Source organism: Marinomonas sp. 15G6-16 (assembly GCF_055809555.1).
Genome location: NZ_CM147916.1, coordinates 700932 through 721074 on the forward strand (window position 1 = coordinate 700932; position 20143 = coordinate 721074).

Below are 20143 nucleotides of genomic sequence, written 5' to 3' on the forward strand. Positions count from 1 at the left end.
TTTGAAGCCTCATTAGAAAACATAGGAACTTCTAGACAAAAAAATCCCCGTTAAAGTTAACGGGGATTTTTAGGGTTAAGCAAAAGCGCTATATAACAATTAGTGCTTCGTTGTTAACTTATAAAAAGTTGCTTGTACATAATCTTCTGGGTCGCCTGAATGGTTTTGATTATACACACCGGCTTTGAAGTACATGTATTGACCACCAGCATCATAACCACTGTTGCTCATGTCTACTTTTTGCACGGCATCAGGCTTACCATCACGAGAAACAGTTACCGTCATGTCATTGCCTTTTACTTCGATGCGATAGCTAAACACTTCACCCAACGCGATACCGTCAACAGGATCTGCAGCGGCGCCAGAATGGCTACCAATTAGATCATAGTAAACATCGGAACCTTCATTTCTGTTTTCATGAGCGAAGTACACAGAGCCCTTTTTATGACCTGGTAACTGACGGAAATAAAGGCGGATAGGCTCATCATCATTGGCATGGATCTGACCAATAATGAAACGACCTACTTGCTCAGGTTCACCTGTTGTCGTTGTGTGATCTATTTTCAATGTCGCTTCTAATACACCGTCAACTGCGCCAGCATTTTTTCTGTCTTCTTCAGGGGCAGAACCAAACACCCAGTTGTTTTTCGTCACACCTTTTAAAGGAATGCTTTCATCACCACGGCGTAACATTTGACGTAGTTCAGTGCGAACATATTTTGTGTTTTTAGAAGTACGAACACCCTTGATAAAGCTCTTGAAGACTAAGCCGCCATCTTTCGCCGTATAGAAAAAATCAGGATTCTCGTAACCTTGAGCAAGGTACTGTTCAGGCACATCGTCAGGCTTACCATTTGCGTCATGGTCTGTTGCAATTGATAAGTACCAACCACCTAAATCAAAGTTTTGACCTGGTTTAAAGTCAGGGCGAACTTGTGCTGGCACATCTACAACTGGTAGAGGAGCTTCCCACCACTGACAAGTAGGATTTGTTTTCAAACAAGTACAGTCAGATACTTTCGCATCACATATTAAAGGCACATGTGTTCCGAAATCACCTGGACGAACTTTTGGCTTTTTGCTTTCAGCCAGTTTTTTCGCTTCTGCTTTTGCTTTTTCAATGGCAGCCATTTTTTCAAGTTCAGGCGCTGTTTCACTGATAGGACAAGCATCTACAGCACAGTTAGCGGCCAAGAACTCTGTTACGCTATTCCATGTATTGGATGTGTTACCGTAACCAACATACTTAATGTAGCGTGCTTTTGTTGGCTCTAACTCGAAGCGCTCTAGATTATTAGAAAAGCCTGAACTGCTTGTTTTTGGCAAAATAGTATTCCAAGTTTTGCCATCTTCACTGCCTTCTAACAAGAAAGACGTCGCTCGAGCATTACCTTTATGGAAAGCCAATTTCACAGCGTCTAATTCAATGACTTTACCGTAATCGAACTCAACCCACGCGCCGTCGCCATTTGCCGACCAACGTGTTTTCAAGTCATGATCTAGCAGTCTATCAGGACCGTTACCATCATGATCACTTGCTGTCACACTAACAGGAACAGAGGCAACCGCCATTGGGTTTAATTCAGATGTAGGGCAGCTGTCTACTTCACAATTTGCCGCCATGAATTCCGTAAGGCTGTTCCAGGTATTAGAAGTGTTACCAAAACCGACATATTTAATATAACGAGCTTGAGTCGCTTCTAGGTCGAATCGTTCTAATCCTAAACTCGTACCTGAGCTTTGTGTTTTTGGAAGGAGAGTTGTCCATGTTACGCCATCATTACTGCCTTCAATCATGAATGATGAGGCTCTGGCGTCGCCTTTGTGGAAGGCCATTTTAACGGCATCGATGTCTATATTTTTGCCGTAGTCTAATACTGCCCAAGCACCATCGCCATTGGCAGACCAGCGAGTTTTTAGATCGCCATCAATAAGTCTTTCGGGAGCATTACCGTCGTGATCACTAGCAGTAGCAGTCACTGGAGGAGGAGTTGGGATCACTGCACAGCCAACAGCCAGTACAGACAGGCAAACGCCCATCGTCCCTTTGAACAAGTTAGTCATATCAACACCCTTTTATTATTGTTGGTGTAATTAATGTTTGCTTGTAGTGAGAATCACTACTGACAAATAAAATATATGAAGCCATATTATAATACAAATAAAAAATTCACTTTTTTTGCATAAACACCGTAAAGATAAATTTCTCGCATGTATTGACCTTTGATAGAGAACACGGCAGCATAGAAACCACTTAATCAGTACATGTAACAAACTTTATGAACCACTCTTTCTTAAATAAACGCAACGGCGATAAACGTAAGGCTAAGAAGCTTTGCGGTGCTGACGTGCGGATTTAAGATTTAAAACTCCCCGGCAGCATTCTTGCTGGCGGACGAACTCTCCCTTTTCAGCAGAATGCTCCGGCTAAAAAATATATAAGGTAACTGTATGTTTCACGGTGCAATCACGGCGTTAATTACCCCCTTTAGAAATGGTCAGCTTGACGAAGAAGCCTTACGCAACATAGTGCGCTGGCAAATAGATCAGGGGATCAATGGTCTAGTTCCTGTTGGCACAACAGGCGAATCCCCTACTTTGAGTGAAGAAGAACACAAACGTGTTATTGAAATTACGGTTCAAGAAACAAACAAAGCTGTACCTGTTCTAGCCGGCGCTGGATCAAACAACCCTATTGAAGCAGTAAATTACTCTGAGTTTGCCTACCAAGCTGGCGCAGACGCGACTTTGCATGTTGCCGGATATTACAACCGACCAAATCAAACTGGCTTGTATGAACATTTCAAATATGTGCATGACAACAGCAAGCTCCCTATGATTATTTATAACATTCCGCCTCGTGCTATTGTCGGTGTAGAAGTGGCAACATTGGCGCGTCTTGCTGAGTTGCCGCGAGTCATAGGCGTAAAAGATGCTACAGGAGATCTAACCCGCCCAATTCGTGAGCGAGCTCTCATTACCAAACCTTTTGACTATTTAAGCGGCGATGACATAACAGCTGTTGCTTATAATGTTGGAGGCGGTCAAGGCTGTATCTCCGTCACTTCTAATATTGCGCCAAAGCAAGTCGCAGAATTGCATAGATTATGTAATCAAGGCTTATTCCGTGAAGCAGCCGAGTTACAAGACAAATTATTTGCGTTACATAACGCTCTATTCATCGAGCCTAACCCTGCAGGGCCAAAATACGCGCTGTCTCTACTTGGGCTATGTTCAGAGAAATGCCGTTTACCTATTGTGCCTTTACAAGAGAGTACAAAAGCTACGATTCGAACGATTATGGAAGAGCTAGAACTTATTTAGTTTTTCAGGTTTTCTTTGCAAGAAGGTTGATACAAAAATGCCAGAACACATGTTCTGGCATTTTTGTATTCGGAAAACAGAAAGACGATGTTAATTAATGGAAAAGTCTTCTCCATCATATTGGGTGACGAAACAATCTTGCCCTTTCTCTTTTAGCATCTGACAAAAATCAGCAGCGAAAGATTTGCTCAAAAATGAACCAACTTTCAGCTGATACATATCCGTTCCACCAATGCTTTTTTGGCTGACTCGTGGATCAAGGCCTTTGAAGGAATTTGGATCATTTTTGTGTAAAACATTCCAACTACGAATAGCTTCGGTGCGGCTTTTATAAGCAGAAAGTTGCACACCATATTCGACTTTAGGTGCTACTTTTGGCTCTGCTGGCGTTGCTAGCGGTGCAGATGCAATAAGTAAAGCTTCATCAGTATTAGTTTGCTCTTCCATTGCCATTGGCTCACTAGCCACATCTTTGGCAGACATTGGCTCTTCAAGCATTGGGGTAGATTCAGCAACCATTTCCTCATCAGAAAGAGTGTCTGCATTTGCAGTGTTAGCCAAAGCCATATTTTCTTGCTTTAGCTTTTCTACTTCTGCTTCCAGCGCGTCAATTTTTGCTAGTTGAGGCTGCACACTTTTCCACTGTTCATCATGTGCATGAACTTTATCCTGTAATTCGTTGTACGTTAAAAACGTATTTTTCTCTCCTGTAGATGAGCAAGCACCTAATGACAACCCAGCGATAACAAGGACCAATTTTTTTGCTATTCCCATTGTTCAACTCTCCTATTAAATCATTAAGGCACTCTATTCTTTACTGATGCTCTAGGATAAAAAAGCACCATATCAACTAAAGAACAGGTTTTGTCCCCATAAAAGTAAAGCGTAACGTATTGCTTTACCAGCAAATACTAAAGGTAAAAAGTACCAGATAGAGGTTCGTAATACACCTGATATTAAAGCAATCCCATCACCAACAACAGGTAACCAAGTGAATAATAAGCTCAAAATGCCATAACGATTAAAAACTTTTTCTGCTTTCACTCGCGTAGCATGACTGATTGGAAACCACTTTTTGCCTTGATATCTCAGTAAATACAAACCAAGCCACCAATTCACGACACCGCCTAATGTGTTCCCCAAACTGGCAACAAGCCAAAGAAAAAACACGGATAAAGAGCCATCAGAAGCATAAAAAAGCAAGGCGCCTTCCGAGCCTAAAGGCAAAATGGTCGCCGATAAAAAAGCAATAACAAATACGAAACAATAATCCAAGAATTTCCTCTTACTGCTTTTTCAAATGAAATAAATCAATAAATAACAAAACAATGACTTAGAGCAACCTTTCCACCTAGGCAGTTTTTCCTAAACCCTTTAGTCTAGGGAAGGTACGAACAAGTCCACTGGCTTCAACGTGTGGATAAACCTTTATTATTCGAGGCAAGCTTCGCAGTCCAATATGAACATATTGGCAAGAAGCTTAACAAAGAATAAAAAGAGTTTAGCCCACGCCCTTCGGGTCTTTCAGAGAAACGGCCTCTCTGCATTAAGAGTGATTGAAAGGTATTAACATTCCTGCTCACTCTTGCCTTGATAGACCGTTTCTCTGATAAGACTGAAGCTCAGAAGACTTATTCGTACCTTCCCTAGCTTCAACGTAGAGTTATTTCTCTGCCTCTATTAAATCACGATCAAACAATAACCTCATACGCGGTGGAGAGAAAATGCAGGATCGCATTAATAACATAAAAATTCGTTACAAATTATGGGCAATTATTGGGCTCATGTCAGTCGGAACCACAGCGCTTATTATTGTTTCCCTCACTACGTTATTTAATAGCCATGTAGACGCAAGGCAAGACCGAACTCAGGATATTTTGGACATAGTCCATACCGCTATTTTGCCCATCTATGAGCAACAAGAAGCTAACCACCTGACAGAGAAAGAAGCCAAACAAAAAGCGATTCAATTACTTGCAAATTTTAACTATGGCGACAACCAAGGTCTTTGGGTCATTGATAAAAGCAATTATTCTTTGCTTTCTGCCCCAAACAGCTACCAAGGGTCAAAAGCACCGAACTCTCTCGTCAATGCATTGCAATCAAGCACTTCCAGTACACCTTCAAAACAAAGCAAGGAGAGTATTGAGTTCTCCTTTAAAGGTACAAATGGCTCGCTTCATCGATTCATTGCTAGCAGCTTTTCCTTTTCGCCATGGAACATCACCATTGTTGCTACTTCTTCCATGGATGCCGTGATTGATTTCTTCCTAACAGCTTTAGTGGATTACAGTATTTTAGTCGGTGTATTGACTATCTTGGTTGGAGGCTCGGCACTTTATATCATTCACCTAGTCACAAGCCGAGTAACATCTTTATGTAAAACAATGACTTCTGTTCAGCATTCTGGTGATTTAACTCAACGAGTCGAGTTCAGCGGTCACGATGAAATGGGAGAAATGTCTCATGCCTTTAACAGCATGATGAATGATTTTCAGGCCATTGTACGCAATGTCAGCCATTCTAGTGAAACACTAGACACCATAGTTGACCAAACAAATTTATCGACAAACAAAACAGCTCAAGGCGTTACTCAACAGTTATTCAACATCGAAAAAGCTTCTACTCTGATGCAAAGCGTCATGGCCTCGGTGCATGAAACATTAACTATTGCAGAACAAGCAAACAACACCACTCAAGAATTAGGTAAGCACTCCAAACAAGGGTTAGGAGTGATGGATAAAGCAAACCAAGACATTCAACAACTTTCGAATGAAGTCGGTGACGCAGCAGTACAAATTCAAAAGTTGCGCGAAGCAGTTACTAACATCAACGATAGATTAGGGATTATTACCGAGGTTGCAGATCAAACCAATTTATTGGCATTGAACGCAGCAATTGAAGCAGCTAGAGCAGGAGAACAAGGTCGAGGCTTTGCCGTTGTTGCCGACGAAGTTCGTCAATTAGCGCAGCGCTCCCAGCTCGCCGCAACGGAAATTGGCGGATTAATCGAGCAGCTAACTCAACAAACCATGAAAACAGTGGATGTCATGTCATTGGCAAGAGGCACCGCCAACCAAGGGGCAGAGCAAACATCACAAGCGGGGCAGGCTTTTACTGACATCGCAAATGGCGTGTTGTCGATTTCACAACTCAATAGCGATATCAGTGAGGCGGCAAACCGCCAACATGAATCTTCTCAAACGGTTCATCAAACACTAGAAAGCATTGCTGGAATCAGTGAAGAGACAAGCCATAATTCAAATGACATTCAAACATCGGTTAACAACCTACAAGATTGTGCGTCTCAATTACGACAATTGGTTACGCAATTTACCGTATAGGCTCAACTCTACACCTTAGGTTTGAAGCCCATACGGAAGCCGCCCCAATGTTCACCGTTCACAAAAATGGGGACCGATAAATCATGAAGAATCTCACCGGTATCGCGTTTATAAGTTTGCAATAAGAAAGAGTCTGTATGAGCGCCGCATCGGGATCCAGTTGGGTCATTAAAGATCCGCTTAGTACGGTTATTGACTAGGTCTTTCTCGTAATTGCCACTCAAAGGTTGGCTGAATTTTTTATTATGGGTTGGAAAATACCCATTAACGTCCACAGCGCCAGCGAACATCACTTCTTCGTACTTATCTAAAACCGCTTCCTGAATCGCTGGGAAAGTTTGGTCACTAAAAGCATCGTACGCGGTACTGTATTTTTGAGGGTTGGTTTGCTGAATCGGCTGATAATCTCGCGAAAAAACAGCGTCTTTTGTTAGTTTTCCATTTTCTATGGCTGTTTCGAAAAGCTGTCCAATGTCTTGAGCGCAAGACTTTGCGCTACTAACCAAGTCAGAAAAAAACAATGAATCATCTACTTTATCTAACTCTCTAAAAACCACCTCAGCACCATTGCTTAAATTAGAGGCCTCTTTAGACAACACATCACTCCGCGCTGAAATGTCTTCCAAAGAATGACTTATACGCGAAATAGAGCTATTAATTTGTGCGCTGGTTGCACCCAATGATTCCCCTGCACTTTCCACTTCTGCTAACACCTTAGACGCCGTTTGAATCTCTTCTGCCAAAGAAACAAAACGCTGAGTTTCGTCCAACATGGTTTCAGAAAGTGATCCAGTGAGTGCTTTTACCGAAACCATCTCGCTGTCTGTTAATTTACTATTGCGACGCACTTCCGCTAACAGACCTGAAATTTGCTCAGAAGCATCGGCACTCTTAGCAGCCAAAGCACGAACCTCATCAGCAACCACAGCAAAGCCTCGCCCTTGCTCTCCTGCTCTAGCCGCTTCGATCGCCGCGTTTAAAGCCAAAAGATTGGTTTGTTCTGAAACGCCAATAATAACGGTTGTGATGCTGTCTATGTCATCGGCACTTTTCGTCAACAAAGCCAATTGCTCGCTGGCTCTTTGCACCTTGTCAGTAAGTTCATTTATTTGCTCAGCACTTTGAGTCAATGCCGCTTGTGCTGTCTGGCTAGACTGAGCCGTATGAGAAACCGTTTCTGACAGTTGCCCCAGATTATGAGACAGCGTCAGGCCAGTATTAGACAAGCTTTCAACCGCTTGGGTGATTTGTTCGCTATCCGTATGAGTATGATGAATGTCTTTCGTCAGTGTATCGACAAAATGAGAGACTTCCGCTGCGCAAATTGCCATTTTCGACGTTGCATCTGTGACTTTTTTACTCATGTCTGAATACAAAGAAGTTTGTTCGCACTTTATCTCGGCATCATTTTTACACGACTTCTTAGCTTTATTTGGCAAATTTAAAAGGATTAAACATAGACTAAGCAAAGAACCGACAACAACGTATGGTAATGAAATGGCGTCAAAGAAATAACCACAAACAAATACTATGAAAACACCTAGAGCGCTAGAAAATTGGAAATACAACATCACATATTCCTTCTCTTTTAATTATTATTTTTTCTAGTGTTTAACGCAGCTCATGGAAGGTCAACGTAAAACAAGGAGCCTAAGACTAAAGTAGTAGTTATCAATGAACCGCCCAAACCAGCATAAAAGGTTATTTTTTGCGTAATAATTAGTAATTTTTGGTAAATTGAGAGTTACCGCTAGTATTTTTTCAATCCCATTGGTATAAGTGAAGAAAGATGGAATTTATTTAAGGCTTAAATTATCGGGTAATATTGTGATTAACGTAACGCTTAGCAACACGGAAAGTAGCAATTTAGTTCAGCAAGAATTCACTGACTTATCAAACAAACGTGTTTTGATTATCGAAGACATTGGTGAAATGCGCATCATGCTGAAGTCCTTCATGATGTCCTTGGGTTACTCCAATATTGATGTTGAATCATCCGGCCAATTTGCCATTAAACGCATTTTAGAAAAACACTACGATGTCGTACTGTCTGATTACAACCTAAATGGCAGCATTGATGGACAGCAGATACTAGAAACCGCCCGCAAAAACTACTCTCAAGATCACTCCACTGTTTTCATTATGGTTACCGCCGATACCGCTTACGAGAGTGTCGTAAATGTATTGGAATACCAACCTGACAGTTACATAGTTAAGCCTTTCCCGCCAGCCGCTTTTTATCGTCGATTCGAACGAGTACAAAAGCAAAAGAAAATACTCGAAGACATCAATACAGCGCGAAAAATGAAAAACTACGAGCTAATGGAAACGCTCGCAAAAGACGTTATGGCGCAACATCCAAACTTTACAAGCCAATGCCTTAAAGTCATCGGAGAATCACTCCATGCCCGCGGCCATTATAAAGACGCCAAACGACATTACATGTTAATTATTCAAAAGAATAAGAACCTCGCCTGGGCTCACTTTGGTGTGGCGTTATGTGAATTGAAGCTTGGCAACGCCCTTGCAACAATCAAAAAGCTAGAAGACACTATTCAACTAAGTCGTTACTTCTTGTCTGCCTATGACCTACTTGCCGACGTTCAAGAGGGTTTAGGAAATTTAGAAGCAGCACAAGCTGCTATGTCAAAGGTAATTGAAGTATCGCCTCGAGCCATTGATCGATCTGTACGCTTAGCTCAAATCAGTATGACCATGGAAGATTGGACAACGGCTGAACATGCCTATTCTCGTGTCATTCGTTTAACCCGAGAAACCGCATTTGAAAAAGTAGAATATCATTACGATATTTTGAAATGCCTTACCCACTTAATGGAATCCGCCGAAGATAACCTTAAATTGGCAGACAAATTTAAGCGCATATTAATAAGACTACGTACCTTTGGAAAAGCAAACCCTGCTGTGGTTTCTAACTCATTTAGGCTTGAAATACAGCAGTATCTGGTTCGAAATCATCAAGAAGCCGCAGTCAAATCTTGGATGCAATGGAACCATCTCATCAACTCAAAACAAGCCTCACCACTAACAGACGCCCAAACCTATACGCTAGAAAAACGCCTTGGCTTAAAACATTAGCCCTTCTTTCTCTTTACCTTTGCTTGCTATAACGCTTCGTCCTCGTTATCGTCACCGTTCGATTTTCTACCTCTAATGCTGACACCACGCTAGACATTAGAGCTAAAGGTAAAGTTAAGAGGTTAAACCCATGTCTGCAAACGATAACACTTCAGCTAAACAAACTGACAAAGCCACAACATCGGCTAGCCTCGCGTTTTCCTCTCTTATTCCTGATGTCATTTTAGATGCGGTTGAATCCACAGGACTTTGGAGTGACTCTCGGATTTACCCTTTAAACAGTTATGAGAACAGAGTCTATCAAGTCGGAATTGAAGACAGTGCTCCTGTCATTGCCAAATTTTATCGACCAGAACGTTGGACTAAAGCACAAATTCTTGAAGAACATGCGACATTACTAAAACTAAAAGCAGACGATGTACCTGTTGTTGCACCATTAGAATTTGAAGGCAAAAGCCTTTTTAGCCACAAAGGGCTTTTTTCTGCTTGTCCCCAAGATTGGTTGGGCAACACCCTGAAGCCGATAACTTAGACGAGCTCTATCAGTTAGGCGAGCTCATCGGCCAAGTACATCAAAAAATGTCAGACAAACCTTTCTCGCAGCGAATCAGCGTGTCGCCTTTGACACAAATAGATCAAGCAGCAAAACAGATTCTATCGGCAAATGTTTTACCTAAAAAGCTGACACCCATTTATCAACAGCAAGTCACTAAGTTAAGAGAAATGTGTGAAAAACGCATACAAACTTATTGGCCTGCTCAACTACGTCCAGTGCATGGTGACAGCCACCGTAGTAACCTCATGTTGCATCAAGGTCAATTTCATTTATTGGACTTCGACGACTGTCAAAATGGCGTTGCCGTACAAGATTTATGGCTGCATTTAACCCAGACAGAAAGCCCAAGACAGCAACTAAGCGAAATTATCGAAGGCTACGAGAACTATTTGCCTTTTGAAACAAGAGAACTAGACTTAATCGATGTATTCAAAAGTGTGCGTGTGATCAATTACGCCGCTTGGTTGCAGAGTCGATGGAGCGACCCTGCGTTTGTAAAAGCATTTCCTTGGTTTGGCTCAGAAGAATATTGGCTAAATCATTTAAATGAATTAAAAAATTGCGAACTAGAATGGGGGAATATTTCCCGATGAAACGAATGGACTCGGCAGAAACTATGGAGAACTCACTACACGCTCTGTTTGGCTTTGATCAATTCCGTGAAGGACAAAGACAAACCATCGAACAACTTTTATCTGGCCACTCTTCTCTTGCAGTATTTCCAACTGGTTCAGGTAAATCCTTATGCTATCAATTCACAGCCACGCAACTTCCCCATTTAACCTTGGTGATTTCGCCGCTCATTGCCTTGATGCATGACCAACTCGAATTCTTACGTTCTAAAAACATTGCTGCGGCAAGCTTAGACTCAAGCCAAACAAAAGAAGAAAGCCAAGCAGTTATGGCTGGCGTTCAGAATGGCTCAATCAAAGTCTTAATGATCTCAGTAGAACGCTTTAAAAATGAACGTTTTCGACGTTTTATTAAACAGATTCCAATATCCATGTTGGTTGTTGACGAAGCCCACTGTATCTCTGAATGGGGTCACAACTTCCGACCAGATTATTTAAAGCTTCCCCATTACCAACAAGAATTAACCATTCCCCTAGTCCTATTGCTCACCGCCACCGCGACGCGTCGAGTACAAAAAGACATGGCACAGAAGTTTTCTATCCACCCAGAACACATAGTGCAAACAGGGTTCTATCGACGTAATTTAGACATCAATCTGATTCAGACACCCAGTCACGAAAAACTTAACCGATTAAAGACCGTATTGAACGACTCTAAAAACGCCCCTCAAGGCGCGAGCATTGTTTACGTCACTCAACAAAAAACAGCAGAAGACCTTGCCAACGCCTTACGTGCCGATGGCTATTCAGCAACGGCTTACCATGCAGGCTTAGGAAATGAAATTCGAAGCCAAATCCAAGCTGACTTTATGGCTGGGAAAACTCGCATCATAGTGGCGACCATTGCCTTTGGAATGGGCATTGATAAATCCGATATTCGCTTAGTTGTGCATTATGACTTACCTAAATCGATTGAGAATTACAGTCAAGAAATTGGTCGCGCAGGACGAGACAACCAAGCCAGCCGATGTGTTCTGCTCGCTAATTTAGAAGGCCTACACACGCTCGAAAACTTTGTTTATGGCGACACACCAGAACCACAAAATATCGGCTCATTACTCACCATCATTGCAGAGCAAACCAATGACTTAGAGTGGGAAACTCAGCTTTATGGACTGTCTAACCAAACCAACATCCGCTCTTTACCCTTAAAGACCCTACTCGTTCAATTAGAGCTGCTTGGCGCAATAACGCCAAAATACAGTTATTACGCTGATGTTAGACTCAAGTGGGAAGGAGACAGAATCGCTTTTGCAAGCCAGATTCCACCAGAGTGGCAAAGCGCCTATCAAGCAATTTTAAAAGGCATTCGATACAAAAAAATCTGGGGAACACCTAACTTCGAACAGCTATTTAACCAAGCAGGCTTATCGAGAGGCGACGTTTTACAAGTCCTAGAGTTTGCTGCGGACAAAAACGTCCTCACACTAGAAAGCAAAGGTCTAACAGAGGTTTATCAAATTAACCCAGACGCTTTTCATCATCAGGTTCTCGCCAATCAATTACATGAATACGTTGAGGAGAAGCAAGCTACAGAAATTTCTCGCATTGCAACAATGATTCGCTTTTTCCAGCTCGACCGCTGCTTAAACCATAATCTCGCCCGTTATTTTGGGGATCAAAACGCGCCAGAGAATTGTGGTCATTGTTCAGTGTGTCGGAAGAACGTCTTGGTTTTCTTGGATAAGCCAAAGACAACAGAAGAAAATTCGTTTGAAATGGAAGCATGGCAAGAGCATCTTGCCATGCACGTAGAAGAGTTCATTCAGCATGTTCGCCATAAAAGCCCAAACACACTGATTACGGCTGTTTTGATTACTCGCTTCTTAACAGGCTTAACACAGCCTATTTTCACTAAAATCAAAGCTCGCCAACTAAAAGGCTTTGCAATATATGAAGAGCAAGCTTATCAAGCGGTGCTAGAAGCCGTTACTCCGCTTTTTTCTCGTTAGTATCTGTCTCAATAGAATCAGATGAAGATTCCACTGGCTCATTCTCTGTGGAGTCTAAATACACACTCACTTCGATAAGGTTATTATCTGGATCATTAAAATACACAGACTCAATTGGGCCTTGAGCGCCGGATTTAGCAACAGGACCTTCTAGAATAGACACATCACATTCTTTTAAGTGAGCAATCACAGCCTCCATCGCCCAATCCGTAATCAGGCACAAATCACCTGAACCTTCCATTGCGTGATTTCGAAGCTCTTCGCCTAGCAGCTGTAAATTAATTTTTTGCTGACCAAACTTCACGGCTTTTCGCCCGTCACCAAAAGTGATCGCTTCCATTTTCAGTACGGTTTCATAAAAAGACACCGCTCTGTCTATATTTGCCACAGTCAATACAATGTGGTCAAAATGACTAATCATAGCGCCTTATCTCCATTTTATAAGCCATTAAAGAATACATCTCATGCTACGAATGATTGCCCAGAAAAACAAGCTTCTCCAGAGGTCTATTTTCTCAACAAGTGGATGTCGATTACACCATTAATCAATTGTAATTTCTGACGTTTATTCAATTTTTTAACTTGATACTCCAGCTTAAGAGCATCGCTCTTAGTGCCCACTTCTTGCTGCCAAACTAACTCTAATGGCCCCTTACCTTTTAAGTAACGTGCGGCGCGCTTACTGTCTCTAGAATGCTCTTTAAAGCGACGCGCCACATCAAGGCTGATACCCGTGTACAAAGTATTTAGACGAGTTTTAATCATATAAATACTCCACTGAGGTGCCGTTGTATTTTCTTCAGTCATGCCATTAATCTTGGATAATCATTAATAAGGTTAACGCTGTTGCCACACCCATCATAATATTAAACGCTCTTTGACGTGTAGTATCCGTTAACCAACCACGAATGCTCACACCCAATCCGGCCCAAAGTGAAATCGTTGGAAGATTCACACAGGCAAAAATAACCAGAAGAAAAAGCCCCGATTGCACATACAAATCCCCAGGAACAGTAAAGGTTCCCACGCCACTGATCGCCATCATCCAAGCCTTCGGATTAATAAACTGAAACAAAGCCGCCTGCCACCAGCGCATAGGCGCGGCCTTTTCACCTGAGTCTGTCGATAACCCATTAACAGGCGCGTTGGCAATCTTCCAAGCCAACCACAACAAATAACCGCCTCCTAGCCATTTGAGCAAACTATACAAAGGTGGATATAAGGAAAACAAAGCGCCCAGCCCCAATAAAGCTGATGAAATCAACATCGCCATCCCTATGCCAATTCCAAACATGTGAGGCAAGGTTCGTCGAAACCCAAACTGAGCACCAGACGCTAACAACATAATATTATTTGGACCCGGTGTTGCAGACATCACAAAGGAAAAGATCGCCAACGCCAAGAAAAAAGACAATTCCATCATAATAATGCCCTGCCTTTTTTGATTCTATCGATCAGGTCTCGTGTAAAACCTTTCACAGAGGCTTGAGAAAGTTCTGTTTGTTGGCGCTCTTGTGTCATTCCAATATCAGACATCTGTGCTGCCGTTAATGTCACCAAGGCTTTACGAGTTTTATAACGCACAACGCAATGCTGAATATGAACAAACAAACTAATGATTAGCATAACTTTCTCTCCTTATGTCACACTGCTTAAACCGTTTAAGCAATTACCATGTGTATGATTAACCACTTTAGAAGAAAGCAATAAGGCAATACAGATTCAAAAAAACACTAAAATAGTCATACAGAACTGCATTTATTGATCTGTATGGCAGAATAAATCGAAATCTGTATGGTCATCCAACAAGACTTAACGTTTTACAATATATGACAAGACGTGAAAGATAGGTTTAAAAAAGGAGAAGCCATGACACTTTATCAAAAACTCGCTAAGCGCTTACGAGAACACATACAGCATGGCTTCTATAAAGCAGGTGACAAACTGCCTTCTGTGCGCCAATTGGCACAGGAACACAATGTCAGCATTTCAACCGTACAAGAAGCTTATCGTCAGCTAGAACAAGACCAACTTGTCGAAGCAAAGCCAAAGTCTGGCTATTTTGTTTGCCAGCCGAAGAAAGATAATTTACCCAGTACATCACGGCCACCACAGCGCCCTCTTGAGGTTTCCCAATGGGAAGATGTCCTCAACATGCTGATGATTCGTGGCAGTCTCAAAGGCGTGCAGTTGCAACATGCCATGCCAGACATGAAAGCCCCGACACTAAAGCCGCTACTCAAAACCCTCTCGGATTTATCTAAACAAAAGCCAGAGTTAGGTTTATCTTATGCGGATATTCGAGGTGCTGAAGAATTACGCTCACAACTGTGTCGATTGGCTGTTGCTTCTGGCTGCCAACTACACCCTGATGATTTAGTGGTCACATCCGGTTGTCAGGAAGCCATTTCAGTTTGCTTAAGAGCCGTTACAGAACCCGGCGATATTATTGCCATTGAATCACCAAGCTTTTACGGTTCCATGCAAGCCATAAAAGCGGCCAACTTGAAAGCCATGGAAATCCCCACGCATCCAGAAACTGGCATGAGTATAGAAGCCTTAGAATTGGCGTTAGATCAATGGCCAATCAAAGCCATTTTTGTGACACCGACTTGTAATAATCCGATGGGCTACACCATGCCTGAAGAGCGCAAAGAACAGCTTTATAAACTGGCGCAAAACTACGACATCGCCATAATAGAAGACGACATTTATGGGGATATTTCGTACCAATTCCCTCGACCAAAAACCATTAAATCTTTCGATACCGATGGCCGAGTGCTTTTATGCTCGTCTTTCTCTAAATCCATTGCACCGGGTATTCGAGTCGGGTGGATTGCTCCGGGGCGTTATCGCGACAAAGTCACTCATGTGAAGTACGTGAGCAGCTCTATGTGTCCTGTTTTTCCACAGCTCGCCATTGCCAAATTTATTCGCCAAGGTGGCTACAATAAACACATACGACAAATGCGGCATAACTACGAGCCACAAAGAGACCATTTACTAAAAGTCATCAAAGCGCATTTTCCAAGTGACACACGCGTCAGCTTTCCTGACGGTAGCTTCATATTATGGGTCGAACTTAACCCTAAAGTTGATAGCATGGAATTAGTAGAAAAGTGTCGAAAAGAAGGAGTAGGCTTTGCACCGGGGCCGTTGTTTTCTGCAACAGGCAAATACAGAAACTGTTTTCGTTTGAACTTCAGTGAACAAAATACAGAACGACGGGAAGCAGCCATCAAGACATTAGCCAGAATCATTAAAGAGACTCTTGCAGAAAAGAGCTTGCAAAAATAACAGCAGATTTTTCTTGTTAAATCCACCTCGGTGTAGAGATCAAACCTTCTGGTATTGATTCTCTACTTCGTTTTCACTCTTTTAATATTGATCAAGATTGGGCTGCCCGTCATAGGGTCAGGAATTAAATCGCATTCAATGCCATAAAGTTCTAAAACAAGCTCTTTCGTCATAATGGTTTTAGGACAGCCTTGGGTAATAATCTTGCCATCTTTCATTGCGATCACATGATCAGCGTAACGGCATGCACTCGCCAAATCATGTACCACCATTGCAATGGTTTTGCCTTCTTCAGACAGCTCTTTGATCAGCTCAAACACTTCGATTTGATGCCCTAAATCCAATGCAGACGTTGGTTCATCCAATAGCAATAATGGCGTTTCTTGAGCTATCGACATGGCAATCCAAGCTCTCTGACGTTGACCTCCAGACAAGGTGTCTAAAAGGCGGTTTCCTAAGTCACTTAAATCCGCTGCATTTAATGCATAATCAATGGCTTCTTGATCGCCCATCATCCATTGCTTCATCGCACTATGATGAGGGTGACGACCAAATCGAATCAATTCTGTCACTGTGATGCCATCAGGCGCTATGGTATCTTGCGGCAACAAAGCCAAGCGGCGAGCCACTTCTTTCGATGGTAATTTATGAATGTCTTTACCATCCAATAGAACCGAACCATTACTTGGCAGATGAATACGCGACAAACCATTTAACAAGGTGGACTTACCACAACCATTTGGCCCAACAATGGCCGTTACTTTTCCGCTTGGTAAAGCAACTTCTAAATTTTCAATGATGGTGGTTTTAGCGTGCTTTAAGGTCAAATTTTCTGCACTTAAAGGGACTGTTTTAACATCGTCCGACAATGATGACTGAGTCACGAAATACCTATCCTTTTTATCAAATCTAGGGCGAATATCATTTACAAAGTGTGCTTAGAACCTTGACGAACCAAGATCCAAATCAAGTAAGGCCCACCAACAATAGAAGTTACTATTCCCACAGGTAATTCAATCGGCGATAAAATCGTTCGACCGACCAAATCAGCAACAACCATAATTAAACCACCCGCTAATGCAGAGCCAATAAGCGGAATACCACGATAACGAGCAAAGACTCTGGCCATTTCAGGGCCAATTAATGCGATCAAACCAACGGGGCCAGCCACCGCAACAGCCAGTCCTGTTAATAAAACCGACAGACTCAACGCCACAACACGAAGCTTTTTCATGTTGCTGCCTAAGCCTGTTACCACCGCATCGGAAAAAGACATAAGCGAGAAAAAGTGTGTGAGCAATAAGCAGCTGATCAGGCTTATTAATAACCCAACACCTAAAATACTGACCATCAAACCAGAGCGAGCACTTAAACTTCCTACTGTCCAAGGATAAGCCTCATTTGCCGTATCTATTGCTACTTGGCTTAATAACAACTGCGTCACCGCTCCAGCAATGGCGCCAATGCCAATACCAGCAACAATAAAACGATAACCTCTTGTGCCACTGCTTCCAGCTAAACCAAAAGCCAATGCCGTCGCCGTGGCCGCACCAGCTAGTGCCATCGCTGACGGTGCGAGTGAAATCCCCACACCAACGATAGATGAAACCGCAAATGCCATTGCAGCATTATCGATACCAATAATGCCTGGCGTCGCCAATCTATTACGCGCCAAGGTTTGCATTAAGCAACCAGCCAAGCTAAATGCCGCTCCGGTATACACGCCCGCCAGTAATCGTGGTAAGCGCAAATCCTGAACAACAAACAGACTCATTACATCGCCTTTCCCGAATAAGGCTTTCACCACATCCAAAGGCGCTAAAACCACGGTTCCAATCGCCAACGAAGCCACACAAGCCACGATCAGCAAACCACACAGAAGAAGATTTCGAGACACAGCCGCTCGGTCAACCAAGCAAGCATAATTCGCAACAGAAAGGCACCAATAACCTTCAGGTGCAGATATTTTCAAATCGTGAGGCTTTATCATAATGTTGGTAACCGTTGAGAACGAACAATAGCCAATAAAACAGGCGCGCCCACAATGGCCGTTAGCACACCTAAAGGCATTTCGGCAGGTTGTGCAATCAGCCTTGAAAAGACATCCGCACTGATGATCATCACAGGTCCTAAAGGCAAACAAAGCCACAAGGTTCGGCGAATATCTGCGCCAACTAAAGCTCGTGCTGCAAATGGCACGACCAAGCCGACAAAAATTACTGGCCCAGCAATGGCCGTTGCCGCGCCAACCAATAAAGCAACAGCAAATACAACAATCAGACGAATCCGGCTCGGCTTATAACCCAAGCCAATGGCCACTCTTTCACCCAATGCGAGAGACGCTAAAGGTCTCGCGACATAAAGCACACAGCAAAAAGCAATCAATAAGGAAGGCAGTAAAGTTACGAGTTGATCAAGATGACGACCAGCCACACTGCCCGTTACCCAAAAGCGAATTTCATCAGCGGCTTTTTCATTGTAAAGCAAGAGGATAGAAGTCATGGCCGTTAGCAAGCTGGTTAAAGCAGCACCAGCTAACACTAAGCGAATAGGGTCATTTCTCTGACCTTGCATTTGCGCCACACCAATCACACAAAAACAGCCTATTAAGGCGCCAACTTGTGCAAGCTCAACTGGCAAAGTGGCAATACTCATTCCGAGCGATAGAGCAACCGCCACAGCAAATGCACTGCCCGCACTGACTCCGAGCAAGCCCGGCTCAGCTAACGGGTTACGAGCCACCGCCTGCATCAAGGCGCCAGCCACACCTAAACAAAGCCCTGCAACCAAACCCACTAAAGTACGAGGAAGTCGTAATTCATAAATAACAAAATGTGCGTCATCACTGCCGTTTCCAAGCAAGGCTTGAATTGCCAACCTAGGACCAATTTCACCTGCACCAAACAGCAGGCTACAGACACTGCAAAGTGCCAGCAGTAAAACGGCTGGCACTAATACACTTACTATGGATCTTTGCGCGGGCGCTGAATTAAACCAAAGTGTCATTATTAATGAAGTTTATGGTCAAGCACGCTTTGGATGTCATCTAGAATCGCTTGTGCTGCAATCGGACCTGTCGCACTTGTCCAAAGCTGTCCATGAACTGGAATGACGTGACCTTTTTTCGCCACTTCTAAGCGAGCAAAAGCAGGTGATTTTTCAGCCGCAGCCAATGCATCTCTTGCTTCATCGTCTAGTGTCGCCATAAAGATCCATTCATTATCAATGCTAGGAAGGTTTTCTAGACTTAAAGGGCTGCTGTGTGGACGACCCGCTTTCACCAAACCGGCGTCAGTCACATCAAAACCAGTTTGAGCAAGAATCGCATTTGAGAAGAATTTTGGCGTTAAGATAACCGCGCCTTGAGGCATCCAACGCAATAAAGAAGCACCACGTTGATCCGCAGGAATCTTCGCTTCCACCATTTGCTTCATGCTGGCAATACGGTCATTAACTTTAGCAATAATGTCTTCTGCCAATTGTTCACGGTTTAACGCTTTTGCATAAAAGCGAAACTCGTTAATCCAAGTATCTGGCTCAATACCACCTTCTACAGGCACTAGAGTAGGTGCAATTCTAGACAACAAGTCATACTGCTCTTTTGGCAAGTAATATGGCGCTAAAATCACATCAGGACGCTGAGCAACAACCGCTTCAATGTTCAATTCTCGCATGCTGCCCACTAGTGGAACATCTTTGGCGATCTCTTGAATATAGCTTGCAACACCGTCACCACCACGAGTTGAAATGGCACCAACAGGCTTAAAACCCAAAGCAAAAGCCCCGTCTAAGCCACCTTCGTATACGGTCACAATACGTTTAGGCTCATCTTTAACAACCACATCACCGAACTTTGTCGCTACCGTAATATCTGCAGCATACAAGTTAAGAGCACACAATAAACCAAAAGCAACACAACCTAATTTTCGAGATAAAGACATA

Annotated in this window: 19 protein-coding genes; 7 read left to right on the forward strand and 12 right to left on the reverse strand. The window is 42.9% G+C overall.

Features of this window, described 5'->3' with window-relative positions; all coding sequences use genetic code 11:
* Positions 1–99: 99 nt before the first annotated feature.
* Positions 100–2064 (reverse strand): polysaccharide lyase family 7 protein, encoded by a 1965-nt coding sequence (locus AC0L46_RS03380; protein ID WP_473505740.1) that lies wholly within the window; start codon positions 2062–2064, stop codon positions 100–102.
* A 387-nt stretch (positions 2065–2451) separates the two neighbouring features.
* Between AC0L46_RS03380 and dapA the strand changes: the two genes are divergently transcribed.
* Complete coding sequence (gene dapA / locus AC0L46_RS03385) at positions 2452–3324, forward strand: 4-hydroxy-tetrahydrodipicolinate synthase (protein WP_473505742.1); 873 nt, start codon at positions 2452–2454, stop codon at positions 3322–3324.
* Positions 3325–3414: 90 nt separating this feature from the next.
* Here dapA and AC0L46_RS03390 read toward each other — a convergent pair whose 3' ends face one another.
* Complete coding sequence (locus tag AC0L46_RS03390; RefSeq protein WP_473505744.1) at positions 3415–4098, reverse strand: SPOR domain-containing protein; 684 nt, start codon at positions 4096–4098, stop codon at positions 3415–3417.
* Positions 4099–4170: 72 nt separating this feature from the next.
* Positions 4171–4599 (reverse strand): YqaA family protein, encoded by a 429-nt coding sequence (locus tag AC0L46_RS03395; RefSeq protein WP_473505746.1) that lies wholly within the window; start codon positions 4597–4599, stop codon positions 4171–4173.
* 449 nt (positions 4600–5048) lie between these two features.
* Between AC0L46_RS03395 and AC0L46_RS03400 the strand changes: the two genes are divergently transcribed.
* On the forward strand, positions 5049–6668 hold the full coding sequence (locus AC0L46_RS03400; protein ID WP_473505748.1) for a methyl-accepting chemotaxis protein: 1620 nt from the start codon (positions 5049–5051) through the stop codon (positions 6666–6668).
* Between the two features lie 8 nt (positions 6669–6676).
* Here AC0L46_RS03400 and AC0L46_RS03405 read toward each other — a convergent pair whose 3' ends face one another.
* A complete protein-coding gene (locus AC0L46_RS03405; RefSeq protein WP_473505750.1) occupies positions 6677–8239 on the reverse strand; it encodes a methyl-accepting chemotaxis protein in 1563 nt (520 codons plus the stop codon).
* A gap of 256 nt (positions 8240–8495) precedes the next feature.
* Between AC0L46_RS03405 and AC0L46_RS03410 the strand changes: the two genes are divergently transcribed.
* The 4 genes from AC0L46_RS03410 (at position 8496) to AC0L46_RS03425 (ending at position 12904) form a co-directional block, all read left to right on the forward strand.
* Positions 8496–9764: a response regulator gene (locus AC0L46_RS03410; RefSeq protein WP_473505752.1), complete on the forward strand. Its 1269-nt coding sequence runs from the start codon at positions 8496–8498 to the stop codon at positions 9762–9764.
* Positions 9765–9894: 130 nt separating this feature from the next.
* Positions 9895–10296 (forward strand): phosphotransferase, encoded by a 402-nt coding sequence (locus AC0L46_RS03415; protein WP_473505754.1) that lies wholly within the window; start codon positions 9895–9897, stop codon positions 10294–10296.
* On the forward strand, positions 10251–10913 hold the full coding sequence (locus tag AC0L46_RS03420) for a serine/threonine protein kinase (RefSeq protein WP_473505756.1): 663 nt from the start codon (positions 10251–10253) through the stop codon (positions 10911–10913). The genes AC0L46_RS03415 and AC0L46_RS03420 overlap by 46 nt, the downstream gene beginning before the upstream one ends.
* Entirely contained in the window at positions 10910–12904 is a 1995-nt protein-coding gene (locus tag AC0L46_RS03425; protein WP_473505758.1) for a RecQ family ATP-dependent DNA helicase, read from the forward strand. Before AC0L46_RS03420 ends, AC0L46_RS03425 begins: the two co-directional genes overlap by 4 nt.
* Here AC0L46_RS03425 and AC0L46_RS03430 read toward each other — a convergent pair.
* From AC0L46_RS03430 to AC0L46_RS03445, 4 genes are all read right to left on the reverse strand, one after another.
* A complete protein-coding gene (locus tag AC0L46_RS03430; protein WP_473505760.1) occupies positions 12882–13325 on the reverse strand; it encodes a VOC family protein in 444 nt (147 codons plus the stop codon). The two genes, AC0L46_RS03425 and AC0L46_RS03430, sit on opposite strands and share 23 nt — an antisense overlap.
* Before the next feature lie 86 nt (positions 13326–13411).
* Positions 13412–13711, reverse strand: a complete 300-nt coding sequence (locus AC0L46_RS03435) for a GIY-YIG nuclease family protein (protein WP_473505762.1) — start codon at positions 13709–13711, stop codon at positions 13412–13414.
* Positions 13712–13715: 4 nt separating this feature from the next.
* Complete coding sequence (locus AC0L46_RS03440) at positions 13716–14327, reverse strand: LysE family translocator (RefSeq protein WP_473505764.1); 612 nt, start codon at positions 14325–14327, stop codon at positions 13716–13718.
* Positions 14324–14530 carry a hypothetical protein gene (locus AC0L46_RS03445; protein ID WP_473505766.1) on the reverse strand — a complete coding sequence of 69 codons (207 nt, stop codon included), beginning with the start codon at positions 14528–14530 and terminating at the stop codon, positions 14324–14326. Before AC0L46_RS03445 ends, AC0L46_RS03440 begins: the two co-directional genes overlap by 4 nt.
* 243 nt (positions 14531–14773) lie before the next feature.
* Between AC0L46_RS03445 and AC0L46_RS03450 the strand changes: the two genes are divergently transcribed.
* Complete coding sequence (locus tag AC0L46_RS03450; RefSeq protein ID WP_473505768.1) at positions 14774–16201, forward strand: aminotransferase-like domain-containing protein; 1428 nt, start codon at positions 14774–14776, stop codon at positions 16199–16201.
* A gap of 62 nt (positions 16202–16263) precedes the next feature.
* Here AC0L46_RS03450 and AC0L46_RS03455 read toward each other — a convergent pair whose 3' ends face one another.
* Genes AC0L46_RS03455 through AC0L46_RS03470 form a run of 4 tightly spaced genes read right to left on the reverse strand, consistent with a single transcriptional unit; the run spans position 16264 to position 20142 of the window.
* Entirely contained in the window at positions 16264–17085 is an 822-nt protein-coding gene (locus AC0L46_RS03455; RefSeq protein WP_473505770.1) for an ABC transporter ATP-binding protein, read from the reverse strand.
* A gap of 41 nt (positions 17086–17126) precedes the next feature.
* A complete protein-coding gene (locus AC0L46_RS03460; RefSeq protein ID WP_473505772.1) occupies positions 17127–18191 on the reverse strand; it encodes a FecCD family ABC transporter permease in 1065 nt (354 codons plus the stop codon).
* Positions 18188–19207, reverse strand: coding sequence for a FecCD family ABC transporter permease (locus tag AC0L46_RS03465; protein ID WP_473505774.1), 1020 nt, complete (start codon positions 19205–19207; stop codon positions 18188–18190). Before AC0L46_RS03465 ends, AC0L46_RS03460 begins: the two co-directional genes overlap by 4 nt.
* A 2-nt stretch (positions 19208–19209) precedes the next feature.
* Entirely contained in the window at positions 19210–20142 is a 933-nt protein-coding gene (locus AC0L46_RS03470) for an ABC transporter substrate-binding protein (RefSeq protein ID WP_414680960.1), read from the reverse strand.
* Position 20143 lies beyond the last annotated feature (1 nt).

Coding starts and splice junctions, on each gene's coding strand:
- AC0L46_RS03380 (WP_473505740.1), bottom strand. CDS start 2,064: ATGACTAACTTGTTCAAAGGGACGATGGGCGTTTGCCTGTCTGTACTG.
- dapA (WP_473505742.1), top strand. CDS start 2,452: ATGTTTCACGGTGCAATCACGGCGTTAATTACCCCCTTTAGAAATGGT.
- AC0L46_RS03390 (WP_473505744.1), bottom strand. CDS start 4,098: ATGGGAATAGCAAAAAAATTGGTCCTTGTTATCGCTGGGTTGTCATTA.
- AC0L46_RS03400 (WP_473505748.1), top strand. CDS start 5,049: ATGCAGGATCGCATTAATAACATAAAAATTCGTTACAAATTATGGGCA.
- AC0L46_RS03405 (WP_473505750.1), bottom strand. CDS start 8,239: ATGTTGTATTTCCAATTTTCTAGCGCTCTAGGTGTTTTCATAGTATTT.
- AC0L46_RS03415 (WP_473505754.1), top strand. CDS start 9,895: ATGTCTGCAAACGATAACACTTCAGCTAAACAAACTGACAAAGCCACA.
- AC0L46_RS03425 (WP_473505758.1), top strand. CDS start 10,910: ATGAAACGAATGGACTCGGCAGAAACTATGGAGAACTCACTACACGCT.
- AC0L46_RS03430 (WP_473505760.1), bottom strand. CDS start 13,325: ATGATTAGTCATTTTGACCACATTGTATTGACTGTGGCAAATATAGAC.
- AC0L46_RS03435 (WP_473505762.1), bottom strand. CDS start 13,711: ATGACTGAAGAAAATACAACGGCACCTCAGTGGAGTATTTATATGATT.
- AC0L46_RS03440 (WP_473505764.1), bottom strand. CDS start 14,327: ATGATGGAATTGTCTTTTTTCTTGGCGTTGGCGATCTTTTCCTTTGTG.
- AC0L46_RS03445 (WP_473505766.1), bottom strand. CDS start 14,530: ATGCTAATCATTAGTTTGTTTGTTCATATTCAGCATTGCGTTGTGCGT.
- AC0L46_RS03450 (WP_473505768.1), top strand. CDS start 14,774: ATGACACTTTATCAAAAACTCGCTAAGCGCTTACGAGAACACATACAG.
- AC0L46_RS03460 (WP_473505772.1), bottom strand. CDS start 18,191: ATGATAAAGCCTCACGATTTGAAAATATCTGCACCTGAAGGTTATTGG.
- AC0L46_RS03465 (WP_473505774.1), bottom strand. CDS start 19,207: ATGACACTTTGGTTTAATTCAGCGCCCGCGCAAAGATCCATAGTAAGT.
- AC0L46_RS03470 (WP_414680960.1), bottom strand. CDS start 20,142: ATGTCTTTATCTCGAAAATTAGGTTGTGTTGCTTTTGGTTTATTGTGT.